General features: G+C 62.2%; 15 protein-coding genes. 4 read left to right on the plus strand and 11 right to left on the minus strand.

Translation table 11 applies throughout. The features are described from left to right. Positions 1-165 precede the first annotated feature (165 nt). The 4 genes from ccoP to GQA94_RS23395 form a co-directional block, all read right to left on the minus strand. Positions 166-1101 carry a cytochrome-c oxidase, cbb3-type subunit III gene (gene ccoP, locus GQA94_RS12280; protein ID WP_158188288.1) on the minus strand — a complete coding sequence of 312 codons (936 nt, stop codon included), beginning with the start codon at positions 1099-1101 and terminating at the stop codon, positions 166-168. Between the two features lie 99 nt (positions 1102-1200). Further along, positions 1201-1812 (minus strand): cytochrome-c oxidase, cbb3-type subunit II, encoded by a 612-nt coding sequence (ccoO, locus tag GQA94_RS12285; protein WP_158188289.1) that lies wholly within the window; start codon positions 1810-1812, stop codon positions 1201-1203. Positions 1813-1823: 11 nt separating this feature from the next. After that, a complete protein-coding gene (gene ccoN / locus GQA94_RS12290; protein ID WP_158188290.1) occupies positions 1824-3248 on the minus strand; it encodes a cytochrome-c oxidase, cbb3-type subunit I in 1425 nt (474 codons plus the stop codon). Beyond that, positions 3245-3448 (minus strand): hypothetical protein, encoded by a 204-nt coding sequence (locus GQA94_RS23395; protein WP_233270277.1) that lies wholly within the window; start codon positions 3446-3448, stop codon positions 3245-3247. Before GQA94_RS23395 ends, ccoN begins: the two co-directional genes overlap by 4 nt. Positions 3449-3463: 15 nt before the next feature. Between GQA94_RS23395 and GQA94_RS12295 the strand changes: the two genes are divergently transcribed. Further along, entirely contained in the window at positions 3464-4012 is a 549-nt protein-coding gene (locus GQA94_RS12295) for an alpha/beta family hydrolase (protein WP_336507995.1), read from the plus strand. Between the two features lie 92 nt (positions 4013-4104). Here the strand turns inward: GQA94_RS12295 and GQA94_RS12300 are convergent, their stop codons facing one another. Both GQA94_RS12300 and acnA read right to left on the minus strand, forming a co-directional pair. After that, the gene (locus GQA94_RS12300; RefSeq protein WP_158188292.1) at positions 4105-5673 is read right to left on the minus strand and encodes a methyl-accepting chemotaxis protein; all 1569 of its coding nucleotides are present in this window, start codon (positions 5671-5673) and stop codon (positions 4105-4107) included. Positions 5674-5854: 181 nt separating this feature from the next. Then, entirely contained in the window at positions 5855-8530 is a 2676-nt protein-coding gene (gene acnA, locus GQA94_RS12305) for an aconitate hydratase AcnA (protein WP_158188293.1), read from the minus strand. Between the two features lie 288 nt (positions 8531-8818). Between acnA and rlmM the strand changes: the two genes are divergently transcribed. Together rlmM and tusA are read left to right on the plus strand one after the other, a co-directional pair. After that, a complete protein-coding gene (rlmM, locus tag GQA94_RS12310) occupies positions 8819-9868 on the plus strand; it encodes a 23S rRNA (cytidine(2498)-2'-O)-methyltransferase RlmM (protein WP_158188294.1) in 1050 nt (349 codons plus the stop codon). A 65-nt stretch (positions 9869-9933) separates the two neighbouring features. Beyond that, positions 9934-10185, plus strand: a complete 252-nt coding sequence (gene tusA / locus GQA94_RS12315; protein ID WP_158188295.1) for a sulfurtransferase TusA — start codon at positions 9934-9936, stop codon at positions 10183-10185. A gap of 40 nt (positions 10186-10225) precedes the next feature. Here tusA and GQA94_RS12320 read toward each other — a convergent pair whose 3' ends face one another. Genes GQA94_RS12320 through coxB form a run of 3 tightly spaced genes read right to left on the minus strand, consistent with a single transcriptional unit; the run spans position 10226 to position 14006 of the window. After that, the gene (locus tag GQA94_RS12320; protein WP_158188296.1) at positions 10226-10585 is read right to left on the minus strand and encodes a hypothetical protein; all 360 of its coding nucleotides are present in this window, start codon (positions 10583-10585) and stop codon (positions 10226-10228) included. Beyond that, the gene (gene ctaD, locus GQA94_RS12325; RefSeq protein WP_158188297.1) at positions 10585-13116 is read right to left on the minus strand and encodes a cytochrome c oxidase subunit I; all 2532 of its coding nucleotides are present in this window, start codon (positions 13114-13116) and stop codon (positions 10585-10587) included. The genes GQA94_RS12320 and ctaD overlap by 1 nt, the downstream gene beginning before the upstream one ends. Next, complete coding sequence (gene coxB / locus GQA94_RS12330; protein WP_158190095.1) at positions 13113-14006, minus strand: cytochrome c oxidase subunit II; 894 nt, start codon at positions 14004-14006, stop codon at positions 13113-13115. Before coxB ends, ctaD begins: the two co-directional genes overlap by 4 nt. Before the next feature lie 147 nt (positions 14007-14153). Here coxB and GQA94_RS12335 point away from each other — a divergent pair, with 147 nt between their 5' ends. Continuing rightward, on the plus strand, positions 14154-14618 hold the full coding sequence (locus tag GQA94_RS12335; RefSeq protein ID WP_158188298.1) for a DUF2231 domain-containing protein: 465 nt from the start codon (positions 14154-14156) through the stop codon (positions 14616-14618). 58 nt (positions 14619-14676) lie between these two features. Here the strand turns inward: GQA94_RS12335 and GQA94_RS12340 are convergent, their stop codons facing one another. Then, positions 14677-15090 carry a CopD family protein gene (locus GQA94_RS12340; protein ID WP_158188299.1) on the minus strand — a complete coding sequence of 138 codons (414 nt, stop codon included), beginning with the start codon at positions 15088-15090 and terminating at the stop codon, positions 14677-14679. 127 nt (positions 15091-15217) lie between these two features. Further along, the gene (locus GQA94_RS12345) at positions 15218-16069 is read right to left on the minus strand and encodes an ion transporter (RefSeq protein ID WP_158188300.1); all 852 of its coding nucleotides are present in this window, start codon (positions 16067-16069) and stop codon (positions 15218-15220) included. Positions 16070-16173: the final 104 nt, after the last annotated feature.

Consider the following 16173-nt stretch of genomic DNA (forward strand, 5'->3'; position numbering starts at 1 on the left):
TGTAGTTCTGCGGAGTCTGGCGAGTGGGGATGAACTATAGGAGCTGCCGGTCGGCGGGCAAATAGAGGAGGGGGTGGACGGTGTGCGACAGAGCGTCGCAGTGCGGCTTTCGATGCTGGGGCTGAGCTGGAACAGGGCGGCACGGTCGCCGCCCTGTCAGGGGGATTACTGCTTGGCCAGGTGTTCTGCCTGTTGAGACAGACTGTATACGTAAGCTGCCAGCAGGTGAACCTTGTCATTGCCCAGATACTGTTCCTGCGCCGGCATCTGACCGTTACGTCCGTGACGAATGGTCTGTTGCAACTGAGGCAGCGTCGAGCCGTATATCCAGCCCGCAGAATTGGTCAGGTTTGGCGAACCCAGTACCGCCATGCCTTCACCATTCGCACCGTGGCAGACCGAGCAAGTCTGGGTATACACCTGGCTACCGGCGACGAGATCTGCCTCGGTGCCGTCCGGCAGGGCAAGGCCAGCGAGTTCGCTGCGTACATACGCTGCAACGTTCTTCACGCCATCTTCACCGATGACGGCGCCCCAGGCGGGCATGGTCGCGACGCGGCCGTGCAGGATGCTCGCCTTGATCGTCTCGGGATCGCCGCCCCAGCGCCACTCACTGTCAGCCAGGTTCGGGAAACCGTTCGAGCCTTTGGCATCCGAGCCGTGACAAACCGAGCAGTAGTTGGCGAAGAGACGGCCGCCGATCTTCAGGGCTCTGGGATCCTGAGCAACCTGCGTAACACTCATGGCCGAGTACTTGGCGAAGATCGGGCCGAACTTCGCATCGGCTTGGTCGATCTCCTGCTGCCATTGCTTGTCCTGCGTCCAGCCACCTTCGTAGCCCGGTAGTACACCCTTCCAGTTACCCAGGCCTGGGTAGAGCAGCAGATAGACGATGCTGAACACCAGGGTGCCGATGAAGAGCATGAACCACCACTTGGGCAGCGGGTTGTCGTATTCCTCGATACCGTCAAAGGAATGCCCCATGGTCTTGTCGGTCGTGCCTGCAGATTCACCCTTGCGGAAGGCGAAGATCAGCCAGAACAGAGCGACAATGGTGCCCAGCGTAAGCAGGGCGATGTATCCACTCCAGAAAGCGTTCATCTGTTACTCCTGGACAGCCCGAACGCTCGAACTGCCCGCGATGTTGGATCCCTGACGGCTGCCCCTTGCAGCGCGTCGTTTTCGATAGCGGCGCCGATGTCAGCGCTTGTTCTGAAGGGCAGTGCCGAGTACCTGCAGGTAAGCCACCATGGCGTCCATCTCGGTCTTGCCCTTGACGGCGGCTCCGGCTCGGGCGATGTCTTCATCGCTGTAGGGCACGCCAACGGCGCGCAGCGCTTTCATTTTCTTGGCGGTGTCCTTGCCATCCAGGGTGTCTTCTACCAGCCAGGGGTAAGAAGGCATCTTCGATTCGGGCACGACGTTGCGCGGGTTGTAGAGATGGGCGCGGTGCCAGTCGTCGGAGTAGCGACCACCGACACGGGCCAGGTCCGGCCCGGTGCGCTTGGAGCCCCACAGGAACGGATGGTCGTAGACGCTTTCGCCAGCGACCGAGTAATGGCCGTAGCGCTCGGTCTCGGCACGGAACGGTCGGATCATCTGCGAGTGGCAGCCAACGCAGCCTTCGCGGATATACAGGTCACGACCTTCCAGCTGGAGCGCGGTGTAGGGCTTCATGCCTTCGACCGGCTCGTTGACGACGTCCTGGAAGAACAGCGGCACGATCTGAGTCAGACCACCGATGCTCACCGCGAGGATCATGAACAGGGCCAGCAGGCCAACGTTCTTTTCGAGTATTTCGTGCTTCTTCATCAGTTGGCTCCTCAGGCGATCTGCGCGACGGCTGCGTTTTCGGCTGGCTTGGAGGCACTTACGGTGCGCCAGGTGTTGTAAGCCATCAGCAGCATGCCGGCGAAGAAGATTGCGCCGCCGATCATGCGGACCACGAAGCCCGGATGGCTCGCTTCAAGCGCTTCTGCAAAGGAGTAGGTAAGGGTGCCGTCTTCGTTGATCGCACGCCACATCAGGCCCTGCGCGATCCCGTTGACCCACATCGAGGCGATGTAGAGCACGGTGCCGATGGTGGCCAGCCAGAAGTGGGTGTTGATCAGGCCGATGCTGTACATCTGCTCGCGACCGAAGACCTTCGGAATCAGGTGGTACAGGGCACCAATGGAAACCATCGCGACCCAGCCGAGCGCCCCGGCGTGAACATGGCCGATGGTCCAGTCGGTGTAGTGCGACAGCGCGTTGACCGTCTTGATCGCCATCATCGGGCCTTCGAACGTCGACATGCCGTAGAACGCCAGGGAGACGACCAGGAAGCGCAGGATCGGATCGCTGCGCAGCTTATGCCAGGCGCCCGACAGGGTCATCATGCCGTTGATCATGCCACCCCAGCTCGGTGCGAGCAGGATCAGCGACATCACCATGCCCAGGCTTTGCGCCCAGTCCGGCAGTGCGGTGTAGTGCAGGTGGTGCGGGCCGGCCCAGATGTAAACGGTGATCAGCGCCCAGAAGTGAACGATCGACAGGCGATACGAATACACGGGGCGCTCGGCCTGTTTCGGAACGAAGTAGTACATGATCCCGAGGAAGCCGGCTGTGAGGAAGAAGCCCACGGCATTGTGGCCATACCACCATTGCACCATCGCATCGGTCGCACCGGCATACAGCGAGTAGGATTTCGTCGCAGTGACCGGGATTTCCAGGTTGTTGACGATATGCAGGATCGCCACCGTCAGGATGAACGCGCCGAAGAACCAGTTACCCACATAGATATGCTTGTTCTTGCGCGTGGCCAGTGTGCCGAAGAACACGATTGCGTAGGCCACCCAGACGATGGTGATGAGGATGTCGATCGGCCATTCCAGCTCGGCGTATTCCTTGGAGCTGGTGAAGCCCAGCGGAAGGGAAATCGCCGCGAGCAGGATGACCAGTTGCCAGCCCCAGAACGTGAACGCGGCCAGCTTGGGCGCGAACAGTGTGGTCTGGCAGGTGCGCTGGACGGAATAATAGGATGTTGCGAACAATGCGCAGCCGCCGAAGGCGAAAATTACCGCGTTGGTATGTAAGGGTCGCAAGCGGCCAAAGCTGGTCCAGGGCAGATCGAAGTTGAGGAACGGCCAAGCCAACTGTGCTGCGATGAAAACGCCGAGCCCCATCCCGACGATTCCCCACACCACCGTCATAACGGCGAATTGGCGGACCACCTTGTAGTCGTAGGCGGTACTGGTTGCTGTGTTCATGTATGGGCTTCCATCCACGGTAGTGAGCATGTTTTTGTTGCGTTGAGCAGGCATTTCTTCAAAAGAACGCGGGGGCAAGGATGGGCAAAGGGCAAACGGCTGGTATTGACGCTGATCAATACTCCCAGGGCGGTGAAATCCCACTCGTTCGGCGCGATGACCCGCGCCACGGGGCTTTCAGCAGTCTGATACTCGCGCATGGGGCGGGTGCTCCGATGGACAGCCCGTTCATGCAGGAGATGACCGAACGACTCGTGGAGCGTGGCATTGCGGTCTTTCGCTTCGAGTTCGCCTACATGGCGGAACGGCGGATGACGGGGCGCAGGCGACCGCCCAATCCGCAGGCGCAGCTGTTGCAGCAATGGCGGGAGGTGTACCGGTCGGTGCGACAGCAAACCGCAGGGGTTCTGGCGGTCGGTGGCAAGTCGATGGGAGGACGGATGGCAAGTCTGCTGGCCGACGAACTCCAGGTCGATGCGCTCGTGTGTCTGGGATATCCCTTCTACGCCGCCGGCAAGCCGGAAAAACCCAGGGTCGCCCACCTGGGTGAGTTGCGCACCCCGACACTGATCGTCCAGGGCGAGCGTGACGCGTTGGGCGACCGGGAGGCGGTCGGCGTCTATTCATTATCGCCGGCGATTGCCCTCCATTGGCTGGCGGCAGCGGACCACGATCTCAAGCCGCTCAAGAAGTCGGGGCTGACTCACGCGCAGCACCTGGACGCTGCGGCCGATGTCGTTGCGGCATTCTTGCGCGGTCTTTAAGCTGCTCACGGCGACGAAAAACGCCCGCTGCAGGGAGCGCTGCGAGCGGGCGTCGTCCAGTCCTGGCCAGTGCAACACTGCACCGCGTTCGGTCAGCGGTTGAAGCGCTCCACCAGGGTGTACTGCGATTGCGCGGTGAGCGCCAGATCCTCGGAAAGCTGCGCTGAGCTGTTCGCATCGCCGGAGGTCTGGTCGGCGAGGCGGGCGATATTGCTGACGTTGTGGCTGATCTCCTCGGCGACGGAGCTCTGTTGCTCGGTCGCCGAAGCGATCTGCGAGGTCATGTCGATGATGCGTCCCACCGCCATACTGATACCTGCCAGTGCCTTGTCCGCGTCGATCACCCGTTCAACGCCGCGGCTCGCCTGCGTGCGGCCTTGCTCGGTGGTCTCGACGGCCTGGCGCGCCTGCAACTGAAGTTTCTCGATCAGCTGATGGATCTGGCCTGTCGCGGTGGCGGTACGCTGAGCCAGTTGGCGAACTTCGTCGGCCACCACCGCGAAGCCACGGCCACTTTCCCCGGCGCGGGCTGCTTCGATGGCGGCATTGAGCGCGAGCAGGTTGGTCTGATCGGCGATGCTTTTGATCACGTCGACGACCGTACCGATTTCATCGCTGTTGCGTGCCAGCGCGGACACCGCGTCGCCCGTTTCGGTCACGGCGTGCGCCAGCAGTTCGATGGCCTTGCGGGTCTGGGCGCTGATCTCCTGCCCCTGAGCAGCCAACTGGTTGGCTTGCTCAGTGGCTTCCGCCGCCAGGGCCACATTGCCAGCGACTTCCTGCGTCGTAGCGGCCATCTGATTGATCGCGGTGGCGACCTGTTCGGTTTCGTGATGCTGCCGGGTCAGGCCGTCCGAACAGCTGTGGGCCAGCTCATCGGCTCGCCTGGCTTGTTGTTGCAACTGCACGGCGCTGTCCTGCAGGCGCGTCAAACAGGTTTTCAGGCGCGCATGTTCGCTGAGCATCGCCATTTCCAGGCGGGCTTCGGCGCCCTGGCTGTCGGTATACATCCGTGCGATCAGTGGATCGCTCATCGATTGTTCGGCGAGCCGCACCAGGCGGTTGACGCCACGCATCTGCCAGTGACGGCCAGCGAGCCCCAATGGCACGGATAGCAGTGCGGCCAACGCAAAACCCCAGATGTGATCGAGCCACACTCCGACCAGGAAGCCGACCTGGCTGGTCAGAATGAAAGGCATCCAGTTGATGGCGAACGACGTCCACTTGTCTCGCCGCGCAATGCCGTTTTTGCCTGTATTGAGGCGCGCATAGAGTGCCTCGGCCCGTTTTACCTGTTCACGGGTGGGCTTGGTGCGGACCGATTCATACCCGATGACGTTGCGCTGCATGTCGAGCACTGGCGTTACGTAGGCGTTGACCCAGTAATGATCGCCATCCTTGCGCCGATTCTTGACGATGCCCATCCAGGGCTTGCCGTCCTTGAGCGTCGCCCACATATGCGCGAATACCGCCGACGGCACGTCGGGGTGGCGGATGAGGTTGTGCGGAGCGCCGATGAGTTCACCGCGCTCAAAGCCGCTGACCTCGGCGAAGATGTCGTTGCAATAGCTGATCTTGCCTTTCAGGTCGGTCGTGGAGATCAGTCGCTGCTGGTCCGGAAACGCGTACTCGCGCTGGGTGATGGGCTGGTTGTTTCGCATGGGTACGCCTGGCGGTTCGAGGTGGGCTGGTGCGGGTTTCTTATTGTCATGTGATTGTCTTTATTAGCGGCCATCGGTTCGATTAGTTAAATGCGATCGACGGATGGCTGCACGCATAAAGCAGAACGCCCGCCGCAGCAACGCTGCAGGCGGGCGTATCGAGCGGCTGCGCCAGAGGGCTTCAGGCAGCGATCAGTTGCCTCAGCACGTAGTGCAGAATACCTCCGGCCTTGAAATACTGGACCTCGTTGAGCGTGTCGATGCGGCACAACACCTGGAAGTTATCCCGCGAGCCGTCTGCCCGTTCCACGTCCACGGTCAGCAACTGGCGTGGCTTGATATCGCTGCCCAGGCCGCGGATCGACAGCGTCTCGTCGCCGGTCAGGCCCAGCGACAACCGGGTCTGGTCACCGACGAACTGCAGCGCCAGGACGCCCATGCCGATCAGGTTGGAGCGGTGGATACGCTCGAAGCTTTCAGCGATCACGGCCTTTACGCCAAGCAGATTGGTGCCCTTGGCTGCCCAGTCGCGACTGGAGCCGGTGCCGTATTCCTTGCCGGCGATCACCACCAGCGGCACGCCTTCCGCCTGATAACGCATGGCGGCGTCGTAGATCGACATCCGCTGCGCGCTGGGCTGATGGATGGTGTCACCGCCTTCTTCGCCGCCGAGCATTTCGTTCTTGATACGAATGTTGGCGAAGGTGCCGCGCATCATCACTTCGTGATTGCCGCGGCGTGAGCCGTAGGAGTTGAAGTCTTCCGGTTTCACGCCTAACTGCTGGAGATACAGGCCGGCTGGGGAGCTGGCTTTGATGTTGCCCGCCGGTGAAATGTGGTCGGTCGTGATGGAGTCGCCGAAGAGCGCGAGGATGCGAGCGTTCTCGACGTCTTTCGGCGGCGCGGGCGGTTGGCCGATGTTTTCGAAGAAGGGCGGATTCTGCACATAACTGGATTGGCCGTTCCACTGATAGGTATCGCCAGCCGTTACCGCGATGGCTTTCCAATGCTCGTCGCCGCTGAACACGTCCGCGTAGCGCGAGCGGAACATCTGGCCGTCGATCTTGCTCACGGCTTCGTTCACCTCTGCGCTGGTGGGCCAGATGTCCTTGAGGTAGACCGGCTGGTTCTGGTCGTCGTAGCCCAGCGGATCCTTGTCCATGTTGATGCGCGTCGTGCCGGCCAGGGCGAACGCGACGACCAGTGGCGGCGAGGCCAGCCAGTTGGCCTTGACCATCGGATGTACGCGCCCTTCGAAGTTGCGGTTGCCGGACAGCACAGAGGAAACGATCAGGTCATTCTCGGTGATCGCCTGCCCGATCGCGTCCGGCAGCGGGCCGGAGTTACCGATACAGGTGGTGCAGCCGTAACCGACGAGGTTGAAACCGAGTTGATCCAGGTAGGTTGTCAGGCCGGCTCGCTCCAGATAGTCGGTGACGACCTTGGAACCCGGTGCGAGCGATGATTTGACCCAGGGTGCGCGCTTCATACCGCGCTCGATCGCCTTTTTCGCCACCAGCCCGGCAGCCATCAGGACGTTCGGGTTGGACGTGTTGGTGCAGGAGGTGATGGCGGCGATCACCACCGCGCCATGCTTGAGGCCGAAGTCCTCGCCGGCAACCGGTATTGCCGTGTCTGCTTGCTGAATCTTGCCGGTGGTTTCCAGCAGAAGGTCGAAGCTGGCGCCGATATCGCCCAACGAGACGCGATCCTGCGGCCGCTTCGGGCCCGCGAGCGAAGGTTGCACCTGGCTGAGATCGAGTTCCAGCGTGGCGGTGAACACGGGGTCCTGAGACTGGCTGTCGCGCCACATGCCTTGTGCCTTGCTATAGGCCTCGACCAGTGCGATGCGGTCCGGGTCGCGGCCCGTCAGGCGCAGGTAGTCGATGGTGATCTGGTCCACCGGGAAAAATCCGCAGGTGGCGCCGTATTCGGGCGCCATGTTGCCAATGGTGGCGCGGTCGGCGAGTGGCAGATGATCCAGCCCCGGGCCGAAGAACTCGACGAACTTGCCCACGACACCGTGCTTGCGCAGCATCTGCGTGACGGTGAGCACCAGATCGGTAGCCGTCACGCCTTCGTTGAGTTTGCCGGTCAGGCGCATGCCGACCACTTCCGGGATCAGCATCGACACGGGCTGGCCAAGCATCGCCGCTTCCGCCTCGATACCGCCTACGCCCCAGCCCAGCACGCCAAGGCCGTTGATCATGGTGGTGTGCGAGTCGGTGCCGACCAGGGTATCCGGATAGGCGATGGTTTCGCCGTTTTCGTCCTTGGTCCAAACCACCTGGCCCAGGTATTCGAGATTGACCTGGTGACAGATGCCGGTTCCCGGCGGCACCACACGGAAGTTATCGAACGCCTGCTGGCCCCAGCGCAGGAACTCGTAGCGCTCGCCGTTGCGCTGCATCTCGATCTCGACATTCTGCTCGAACGAACTGCCGCTGCCGAAGCGGTCGACCATCACCGAGTGGTCGATGACCAGATCCACGGGTGATAGCGGGTTGATGCGCTGTGGGTCGGCTCCGGCACGTGACACTGCGTCACGCATGGCGGTCAGGTCGACCACTGCGGGAACGCCGGTGAAATCCTGCATCAGCACGCGTGCGGGGCGGTACTGGATTTCACGCTCAGAGGTGTGGGTCTTCAGCCATACCGCCAGGGAGGTGAAGTCGTCGGCGCGTACCGTGACGTTGTCTTCAAAGCGCAGAAGGTTCTCGAGCAGTACCTTGAGGGAGGTTGGCAGGCGACTGATATCGCCCAACTGCTTCGCTGCTTCGGGGAGGCTGTAATAGTGATAGGTCTTGCCGTTTACATCGAGGCTTCGACGGCAATTCAGGCTGTCCAGGGATGGCATTCGTCTCTCCTTGTGCCCGCACGGTCGGGCTGACTGAGTAGGGAGCGGTCTGTTGAACTGGCTCCTGGCGAATCGTTTCGCCACGAACCGGTTGCCAATTCCAATTGGCGTGGAATTGGGCCAGGGCACGCATCAGCGGCGCTGATGCGGACCCCAGTGATTCCGAGCTGACTGTTCACTGGACCGGGACAGCGAGCCTGGGGTTCCCCAGTCGGTTATCATGCCCGGCTTTGGTCGCAGAGCGCTTCGGTGCCCCCGCGCCTTCGCGCCCACGACAGGATTGTTACCATGAAAACGCTGCTGTTGCATTGTCGCCCCGGCTTCGAAAACGAAGTGTGTGCCGAAATCAGCGACCAGGCGGCTCGCCTGGGCGTGGCGGGCTACGCCAAGGCAAAGCCGAACAGCGCCTGCGCGCAATTCATTTGCAACGAGCCGGAAGAGGCGCAGCGACTGATGCGCGGCGTGCGCTTCGCCCGCTTGATCTTTGCCCGGCAGTGGGCGCGCGGCGAGCCCCTGGCGTTGCCGGAAACCGATCGCATCGGCGTACTGCTCGAAGCGCTCAAGGCCTACCCGGTATGTGGCAGCCTATGGCTGGAGGTGCTGGATACCAACGACGGCAAGGAACTGTCGAACTTCTGCCGCAAGTTCGAGGCACCGTTACGCAAGGCGCTGATCAAGGCGGGGAGACTGGTCGAAGAGGGCACCGGGCCACGTCTGTTGCTGACTTTCCAAAGCGGGCGCGAGGTGTTTCTCGGGATTGCCGAAGCGGACAACAGCGCCATGTGGCCGATGGGTATTCCACGGCTGAAGTTTCCGCGGCAGGCACCGAGCCGTTCGACGCTGAAACTGGAAGAAGCCTGGCATCACTTCATCCCGCGCGAGCAATGGGATACGCGTCTGGCCGCCGGCATGACGGCGGTGGATCTGGGTGCATCGCCGGGCGGCTGGACCTGGCAACTGGTCAACCGGGACATTGAAGTGATGGCCGTGGACAACGGACCGATGAACGAGGAACTGCTCGAGTCCGGTCTGGTTGGCCATTACCGGGCCGACGGTTTCGCCTTCCGTCCGAAGCGACCGGTGGACTGGATGGTCTGTGACATCGTCGAGAAGCCGGCGAAGAATGCCGCGCTGCTGGAAACATGGATCGGCGAAGGCTTGTGCCGCGAGGCGGTGGTCAACCTCAAGCTGCCGATGAAGCAGCGCTATGCCGAGGTGAAGCGGCTGCTGGAACGCATCGCCGACGGGCTTGCCCAACGCGGGGTGAAGGCCAGCATCGGGTGCAAGCAGCTTTACCATGATCGCGAGGAAGTGACCTGCCATCTGCGCCGGCTGTGACGCCCTGACGGGGTGACCGCACGATCTGCCTGGGCGACAATGCCGTCCTGTTTTAGGAGCCTGTGATGTCTCAATCTGCTGAACTGTCTGCCGACGCGGTACTCGATGCCAGCGGCCTGAACTGTCCCGAACCGGTGATGATGTTGCACAACAAGGTGCGCGGGCTCGGCGGCGGCGAGCTGCTCAAGGTCATCGCGACCGATCCGTCCACCCAGCGCGATATTCCCAAGTTCTGCGTTTTCCTCGGCCACGAGCTGGTGGAGCAGCAGACCGACGAGGACACCTACGTCTACTGGATTCGCAAGAAGGCGGACTGAACCTGTGCCGAGCGGATAGAACGCGCTGCAATGCCGCCGCTCAGATACAGGGTGGCAGAAACGCCAGTTGCAGCCCGACGAATACCGTTGCCAGCGCGGCGATGAAATGGATTCCCGATGCGACCTTGGTCACGAAGACTTGCCGTTCGTCGAGATCGTGCGGGGGCCGCGACAGTTTCCAGGACCGCCGGCCCAACCCTAGCAACAGTGCGACGACGATCAGGGTGATAACGCCGAAACTGACGTTCAGCCAGTTGAATATGCCTTGCTCGGGAGGCGGCGGCGCGATCGAGCAGACCACCGCGTGCGAACCGTACATCGCTGCGAACCAGAGACTCCAGATCGCCAGCCCGAACGGAATCTGCACCGGATGGAAGACCGAGGTACGACGGTATCTCATCAGGCACCTCCCCACGCGGCCGGGAACAGGACGATGGCTGCATAGGCGCTCCAGACCACGCCCAGGTTGTAGTACCAGAGCTGCTCGACCACCACCGGTTCGTAGGGCGCCTTTTCACCCACGTAGCCGAAATGCACGCGCAACATCTGCAACAGCGTGCAGACAGTCGCAAGGCCGCAGTGAATCAGGCTGTAGGCGAGGATCACGAATATCACCGCGTCATGGGCGGTTTCGGTCAGGCGCAGATCAGCGCTCAGCAAAACCCACAGCAGGGCGCCGAACTGCACCACGCCTATCGCGGAAACGATGCCGAGATTTCGCAGCAGGTGAGTGGTCTCGCCACGCCGCAGTCGTGCCGGTATGACCCGCATCCACAGCGTCCCGACACTCAACAGCACCGCACTGGCCAACATCAGCCAGCCATTGAGCGCCGAATGCTCCGGCACCTGCCACTGTGGCGAAACGGTCCAGAGATAAAACCAGCCGAACAACAACGACAGGTAGAGCGTGCCGTTGGCCAGCAGCGTGACGCCCATGCCCCACAAGCCGGGGCCATCGAATGTCCGCGAATGCAGCGGCGGCTCACCGGGCTGCGTGTGTGCATCCGGAGCGGCGACCGGGTGCGCGCCGTTTTCCCACGACCAGCGAAACAGCACGATGAGCGTGGCAACGGTGGCGAGGAGGGCGACCCAGTAGAACTTGCTCAACAGGCTCAGGCAGAGCACCGCCAGAAACACCGACGCCACGAACGGCCACCAGCTGTTGCCGGGCAAATGGATGATTTCGCGCACGTTGCCGGTCAGCGGGTCCGAGCCCCAGGTTTCCCTGCGACCGTGGTCGATGGTCTTCAGCGCATGCTCGCCGCGCGCGATGCTCTGCGGCAGCTCTGGATCTTTCCAAAGAGGATGACGGTCAGTGATATCCGGCAGGCTGACGAAATTGTACGGACTGGGCGGCAAGCTGGTCGCCCACTCCAGCGTATCGGCGTTCCAGGGATTGGTCCTGGCCGGCTGGCCGAAGCGGAAGTGCAACACGATGTCCAGCAAAATGGTGCCGATGCCGATGGCCATGATGAAACTGCCGATCGAGGAGATCAGGTTGGGTATGTCCCAGCCCAGGCCCGTGTCGTAGGTATAGACCCGGCGCGGCATGCCGAGCAGGCCGGTCCAGTGCATGATCAGGAAGGTCGTGTTGAAGCCGATGAACACCAGCCAGAATCCCCAGCGACCGAGGCGCACCGAGGGCATGCGCCCGGAAAAATGCGGCAGCCAGTAATACAGTCCGGCCATCAGCGGGAAGAACATGCCGCCGACCAGTACGTAGTGCATGTGCGCGACGACGAAGTGAGTATCGTGGACCTGCCAGTCAAAGGGCACCAATGCGACCATCACGCCGGTCAGGCCGCCGCAGACGAACACGATCAGAAACCCCACCAGCCAGAGCATCGGCACGTGATACGCCGGCTTGCCCAGCCACAAGGTCGCGATCCAGGCAAAGACCTGCACACCGGTGGGAATCGCCACCAGCATGCTCGCCGCCGAGAAAAAGCCCAGCGCCAGTGCCGGGATGCCCACCGTGAACATGTGATGGACCCAGAGCCCGAAGCTGAGAAAGCCGGTCGTCAGTACGCCGAGCACCACCCAGCGATAACCCACCAGGGGCCGCTGGCAGAACACCGGCAACAGTGTCGAGACGATGCCTGCGCCAGGCAGGAAAATGATGTACACCTCGGGGTGACCGAACAGCCAGAACAGGTGCTGCCAGAGCACCGGATCGCCGCCCCTGGCGGTGTCGAAGAACGGCAGGTCGGCGGCGCGTTCCAGCTCCAGCAGGATGCTGCCGAGGATCAGCGGCGGGAACCCGAACACGATCATCAGCGCCATCACCAGGATGTACCACGCGTACAGCGGCATCTTGTGCAGGGCCATGCCGTTGGTGCGGGTGCGCAGGATCGACACCACCAGTTCGACACCCGCACTGACGGCGGAAATCTCGACGAAGGTGATGCCCAGCAGCCAGAAGTCGGAATTGACGCCGGGCATGTGCGAGGCGCTCGACAGCGGGGTGTACATGAACCAGCCGGCTTTCGGGGCGATGCCGAGAAACACGCTGGACAGCAGGATGATGCCGCCGAACAGGTAACAGTAATACCCAAGTGCCGACAGCCGCGGAAAGATCAGATCGCGCGCGCCGATCATCTTCGGAATCAGGTAAACCGCCAGACCTTCCATCATCGGCACGGCGAACAGGAACATCATCACCGAGCCGTGCATGGTGAAGACCTGGTTGTAGACGTCCGGCTCCATCAGGACGTAGCCGGGCATCGCCAGCTGCGTGCGAATCAGCATCGCCATCAGGCCGCCGATCAGGAAGAACACCCCGCCCGTAATGAGGAACCGCAGACCGATGCTGGTGTGGTTGACGATAGTCAGCGCGCGCCAGCCGCGAGGATTGCCCCACACGTCGTTGAACTGGTCGTGAAGCTGATCCGGGTCGGTAGAGGGGGCGCTGCCCCTGAACGAAGCATTCATGGCGCGAGCGTCTCCAGCCAGGCGGCGATTTGATCGAGGGTTTCAGGCGGGATGTCGTCATGCGCGGGCATGGCGTTGCCGAACTTGAGCGCTTTGTGTTCGCGCAGCCAGCGGCGCAAGCCTTCGGCATCGTTTTCAATCACACCGGCGCCCAGGCTGGGGCGGGTCGCCAAATCGGTCAGGTCCGGCGCGCGGTCGCCGTCGCTGATCCCCGCGACCCGATGGCACTGTCCGCAGCGATCATCGAACACCTGCCCGGCTTGGCCCGGCGCGCGCTGTTCGAACGCAAGGGTTCGACGTGCGGCAATCCACGCATCGAAGTCGGCCACTGACCGAGCCTCGACGTGAAGTTTCATGCGGGTGTGTTGCAGCCCGCAGAATTCGGAACATTGGCCATGGAATATCCCCGCGTGGCCGGCCTCGATACGGATCACGTTGGTGCGTCCCGGCAGCATGTCCATTTTCCCGCCGAGCCGGGGAATCCAGAACGAGTGAATGACATCGGCGCTGGTGACCTGCACGTCGATCAGCCGGCCAGCCGGAATGATCAACTGGTTGGCCGTGGTCACACCGCTCTCCGGATAGTGCACTTCCCACCACCACTGATGGCCCGTGACCTGCACCTTCAATGGCTGCTCGCCATCCACTGCCAGTGGCAGCATGCTGCGGCCAGTCGGGATGCCGAATATCAGCAGCACGATAATGCTCAGGCTCGGCAGTACGATGCCACCGCCGATGACCCAGCGGCGATTGAGCCGTATCGCATGTTCCTCGCTGGTCTGACGGGGCTTGCGCGCCAGCGCATAGACCCAGAGCACGCTGACAGCCACCAACACCAGGGTGGCGAAAGCGAACATGCCCCACCAGACATTCGCCACCTGTCTCGCCATCGGGCTGGCCGGGTCGAGGGTTGAAAACGGGCCTGTGCAGGCGCTCAACAAAGGAACTGCCAGCGCCAGCGTGGTCCATTTCAAGGGGCAGCCGACTCGTTGCAACGGTTGCGCGGCCCGTTCCTGTTTTTGTCGCTGGAGTGCCGGATGGCCAATTACCGAGGTTCCATTCACAGCCGCGCGGCGATCGCCGGGCATCCTCTGCATCCGATGCTGATCCATTTTCCGGTTGCCGCGCTCACCGGCCTGCTGCCGGTCGATCTTGCCCACCTCTGGACGCTTGATGACTTCTGGTGGCGTGCGGGGCTCTGGCTGGCGGGTGTGGGGGCGCTGGGTGGCTGGGTCGCGAGCATTTTCGGTCTGATCGACCTGATTTCGGTGCGCGAGATTCGCCAGAAGATCACCGCCTGGTGCCATGCGATCCTGGCCGTGATGATGCTGTCGCTGGCGTCGCTCAACTGGTTGCTGCGCTACCAGAACGACGGAGACGACATGCGCCTTTGGGCCCTGTATCTGTCGGCCATCACGGCCGCGTTGATTTCCCTGGCCGCCTATCTCGGAGGTCGGCTGGTCTACGAGCATGCCGTCGGCGTCGATCTGGACAAGGTCTGAGCCGGGCTGTGGATGAGGCGTGAGTCGTTCGGTCATGGGCGCTATTCGGTTAGATCGGCTAGAACGGCTTGGCCAGGACCAGCCAAAGCGTTGCGGTGATGAAGGTCGCGATGGCCACCCCGAGAAAGCGGCAGCGAATGCTCACGCTCTGTTCCGGAGACCGTTCGATACGCAGGACCAGCACGCCGCACAGCGCGTGGCACAGGACCATGCCGGCGACTGTACTGAGCTTGACGATCAGCCAACCGGCCATGATGTCGTCGCGCAGGAACAACGCCGTGCCTGAGATGATTGCGACGAGCGCTGCCGGGGTGCCGACGAGGTTGAACACCATGCGCGTCAGATGAGCATGGTCCCGGTAGAAAAGCGGATCGGTATGTCGGGTGCCGGCGGCAATGAGCGCGGGCAGATACAGCAATGTGCCGCACCAACACAGCAGGCCCGCGAAGTGCAGCAGTTTGAGCAGGGGCATCCACGTCTCCATCCGGCCCGCGGCAAGTCAGAGGTTGTGACAACCCTCTGCCGAGGCGGTTCGGGTGGAGCGGTCCTGTTCGGGAGCGAAAGGCCGCCGCGGACCGTCGCAGCGGCCGCGGTACCGTTCAGCCGTCGGCGCCGTGGTCCGCCTGCTTGAACAGCTGGCTTCCGCAGCGGCTGCAGAAGGCCGCATGAGGTTCATGGCTGAGCTTTTCGCAGGTCGGGCAGCGGCGCTGCAAGGTGTCCGTGCGCATGGCGGTCGCCAGTTCGGCGGTGAAGATGCCGGTCGGTACGGCAATGATCGAATAGCCGGTGATCATCACCAGAGTGGCGACAGCCTTGCCCAGCGGGGTATGCGGGACGATGTCGCCAAAGCCCACGGTCGTGAGTGTCACCACGGCCCAATAGATGCTCATCGGGATGCTGGTGAAACCATTCTGAGGCCCCTCGATGACATACATGAGGGTGCCGTAGATCAGCACCATGGTGGTTACGCTGAGCAGAAACACGATGATCTTCTGTTTGCTGCCGCGCAGCGCGACCAACAGGAAATTGGCCTGGCTCAGGTAATGCGTCAGTTTCAGCACACGAAACACCCGCAGCATGCGGATGGCGCGAATGACCAGCAGGTATTGGGCGTCTGGCAGAAGCAGCGCGACGAAGGCGGGCAGTACCGACAACAGGTCGATCGCGCCGTAGAAGCTGAACACGTACTTGCGCGGCTCGGGATGGCAATAGATGCGCACCAGGTATTCGACCGCGAAAATGGCCGTGAACAACCATTCCAGACCGGTCAGCAGCGCGCCATGCTGATCACGATAGCGGGCGACGCTGTCGAACATCACCACCACCAGACTGGCGAAGATGACGATCAGTAGCCAGGTGTCGAAGCGTTTCCCCGCGGGCGTGTTGGTGAAGAAAATAATCACGTAGAGCCGTTCGCGCCAGCTCATGGAACGGAGGGCGTCGTTGTCCATCTGCAAAAGCTCCTGGTAGATCGGTGAAAGCGAAACCTGTCCTGGCGTTCGAACCGCGCGGGCAGGATATCGTTACGGGCCGGTTGGAAAAAGCCGGGCGAAAC

Source organism: Stutzerimonas stutzeri (assembly GCF_009789555.1).
Lineage (GTDB): Bacteria > Pseudomonadota > Gammaproteobacteria > Pseudomonadales > Pseudomonadaceae > Stutzerimonas > Stutzerimonas stutzeri_R.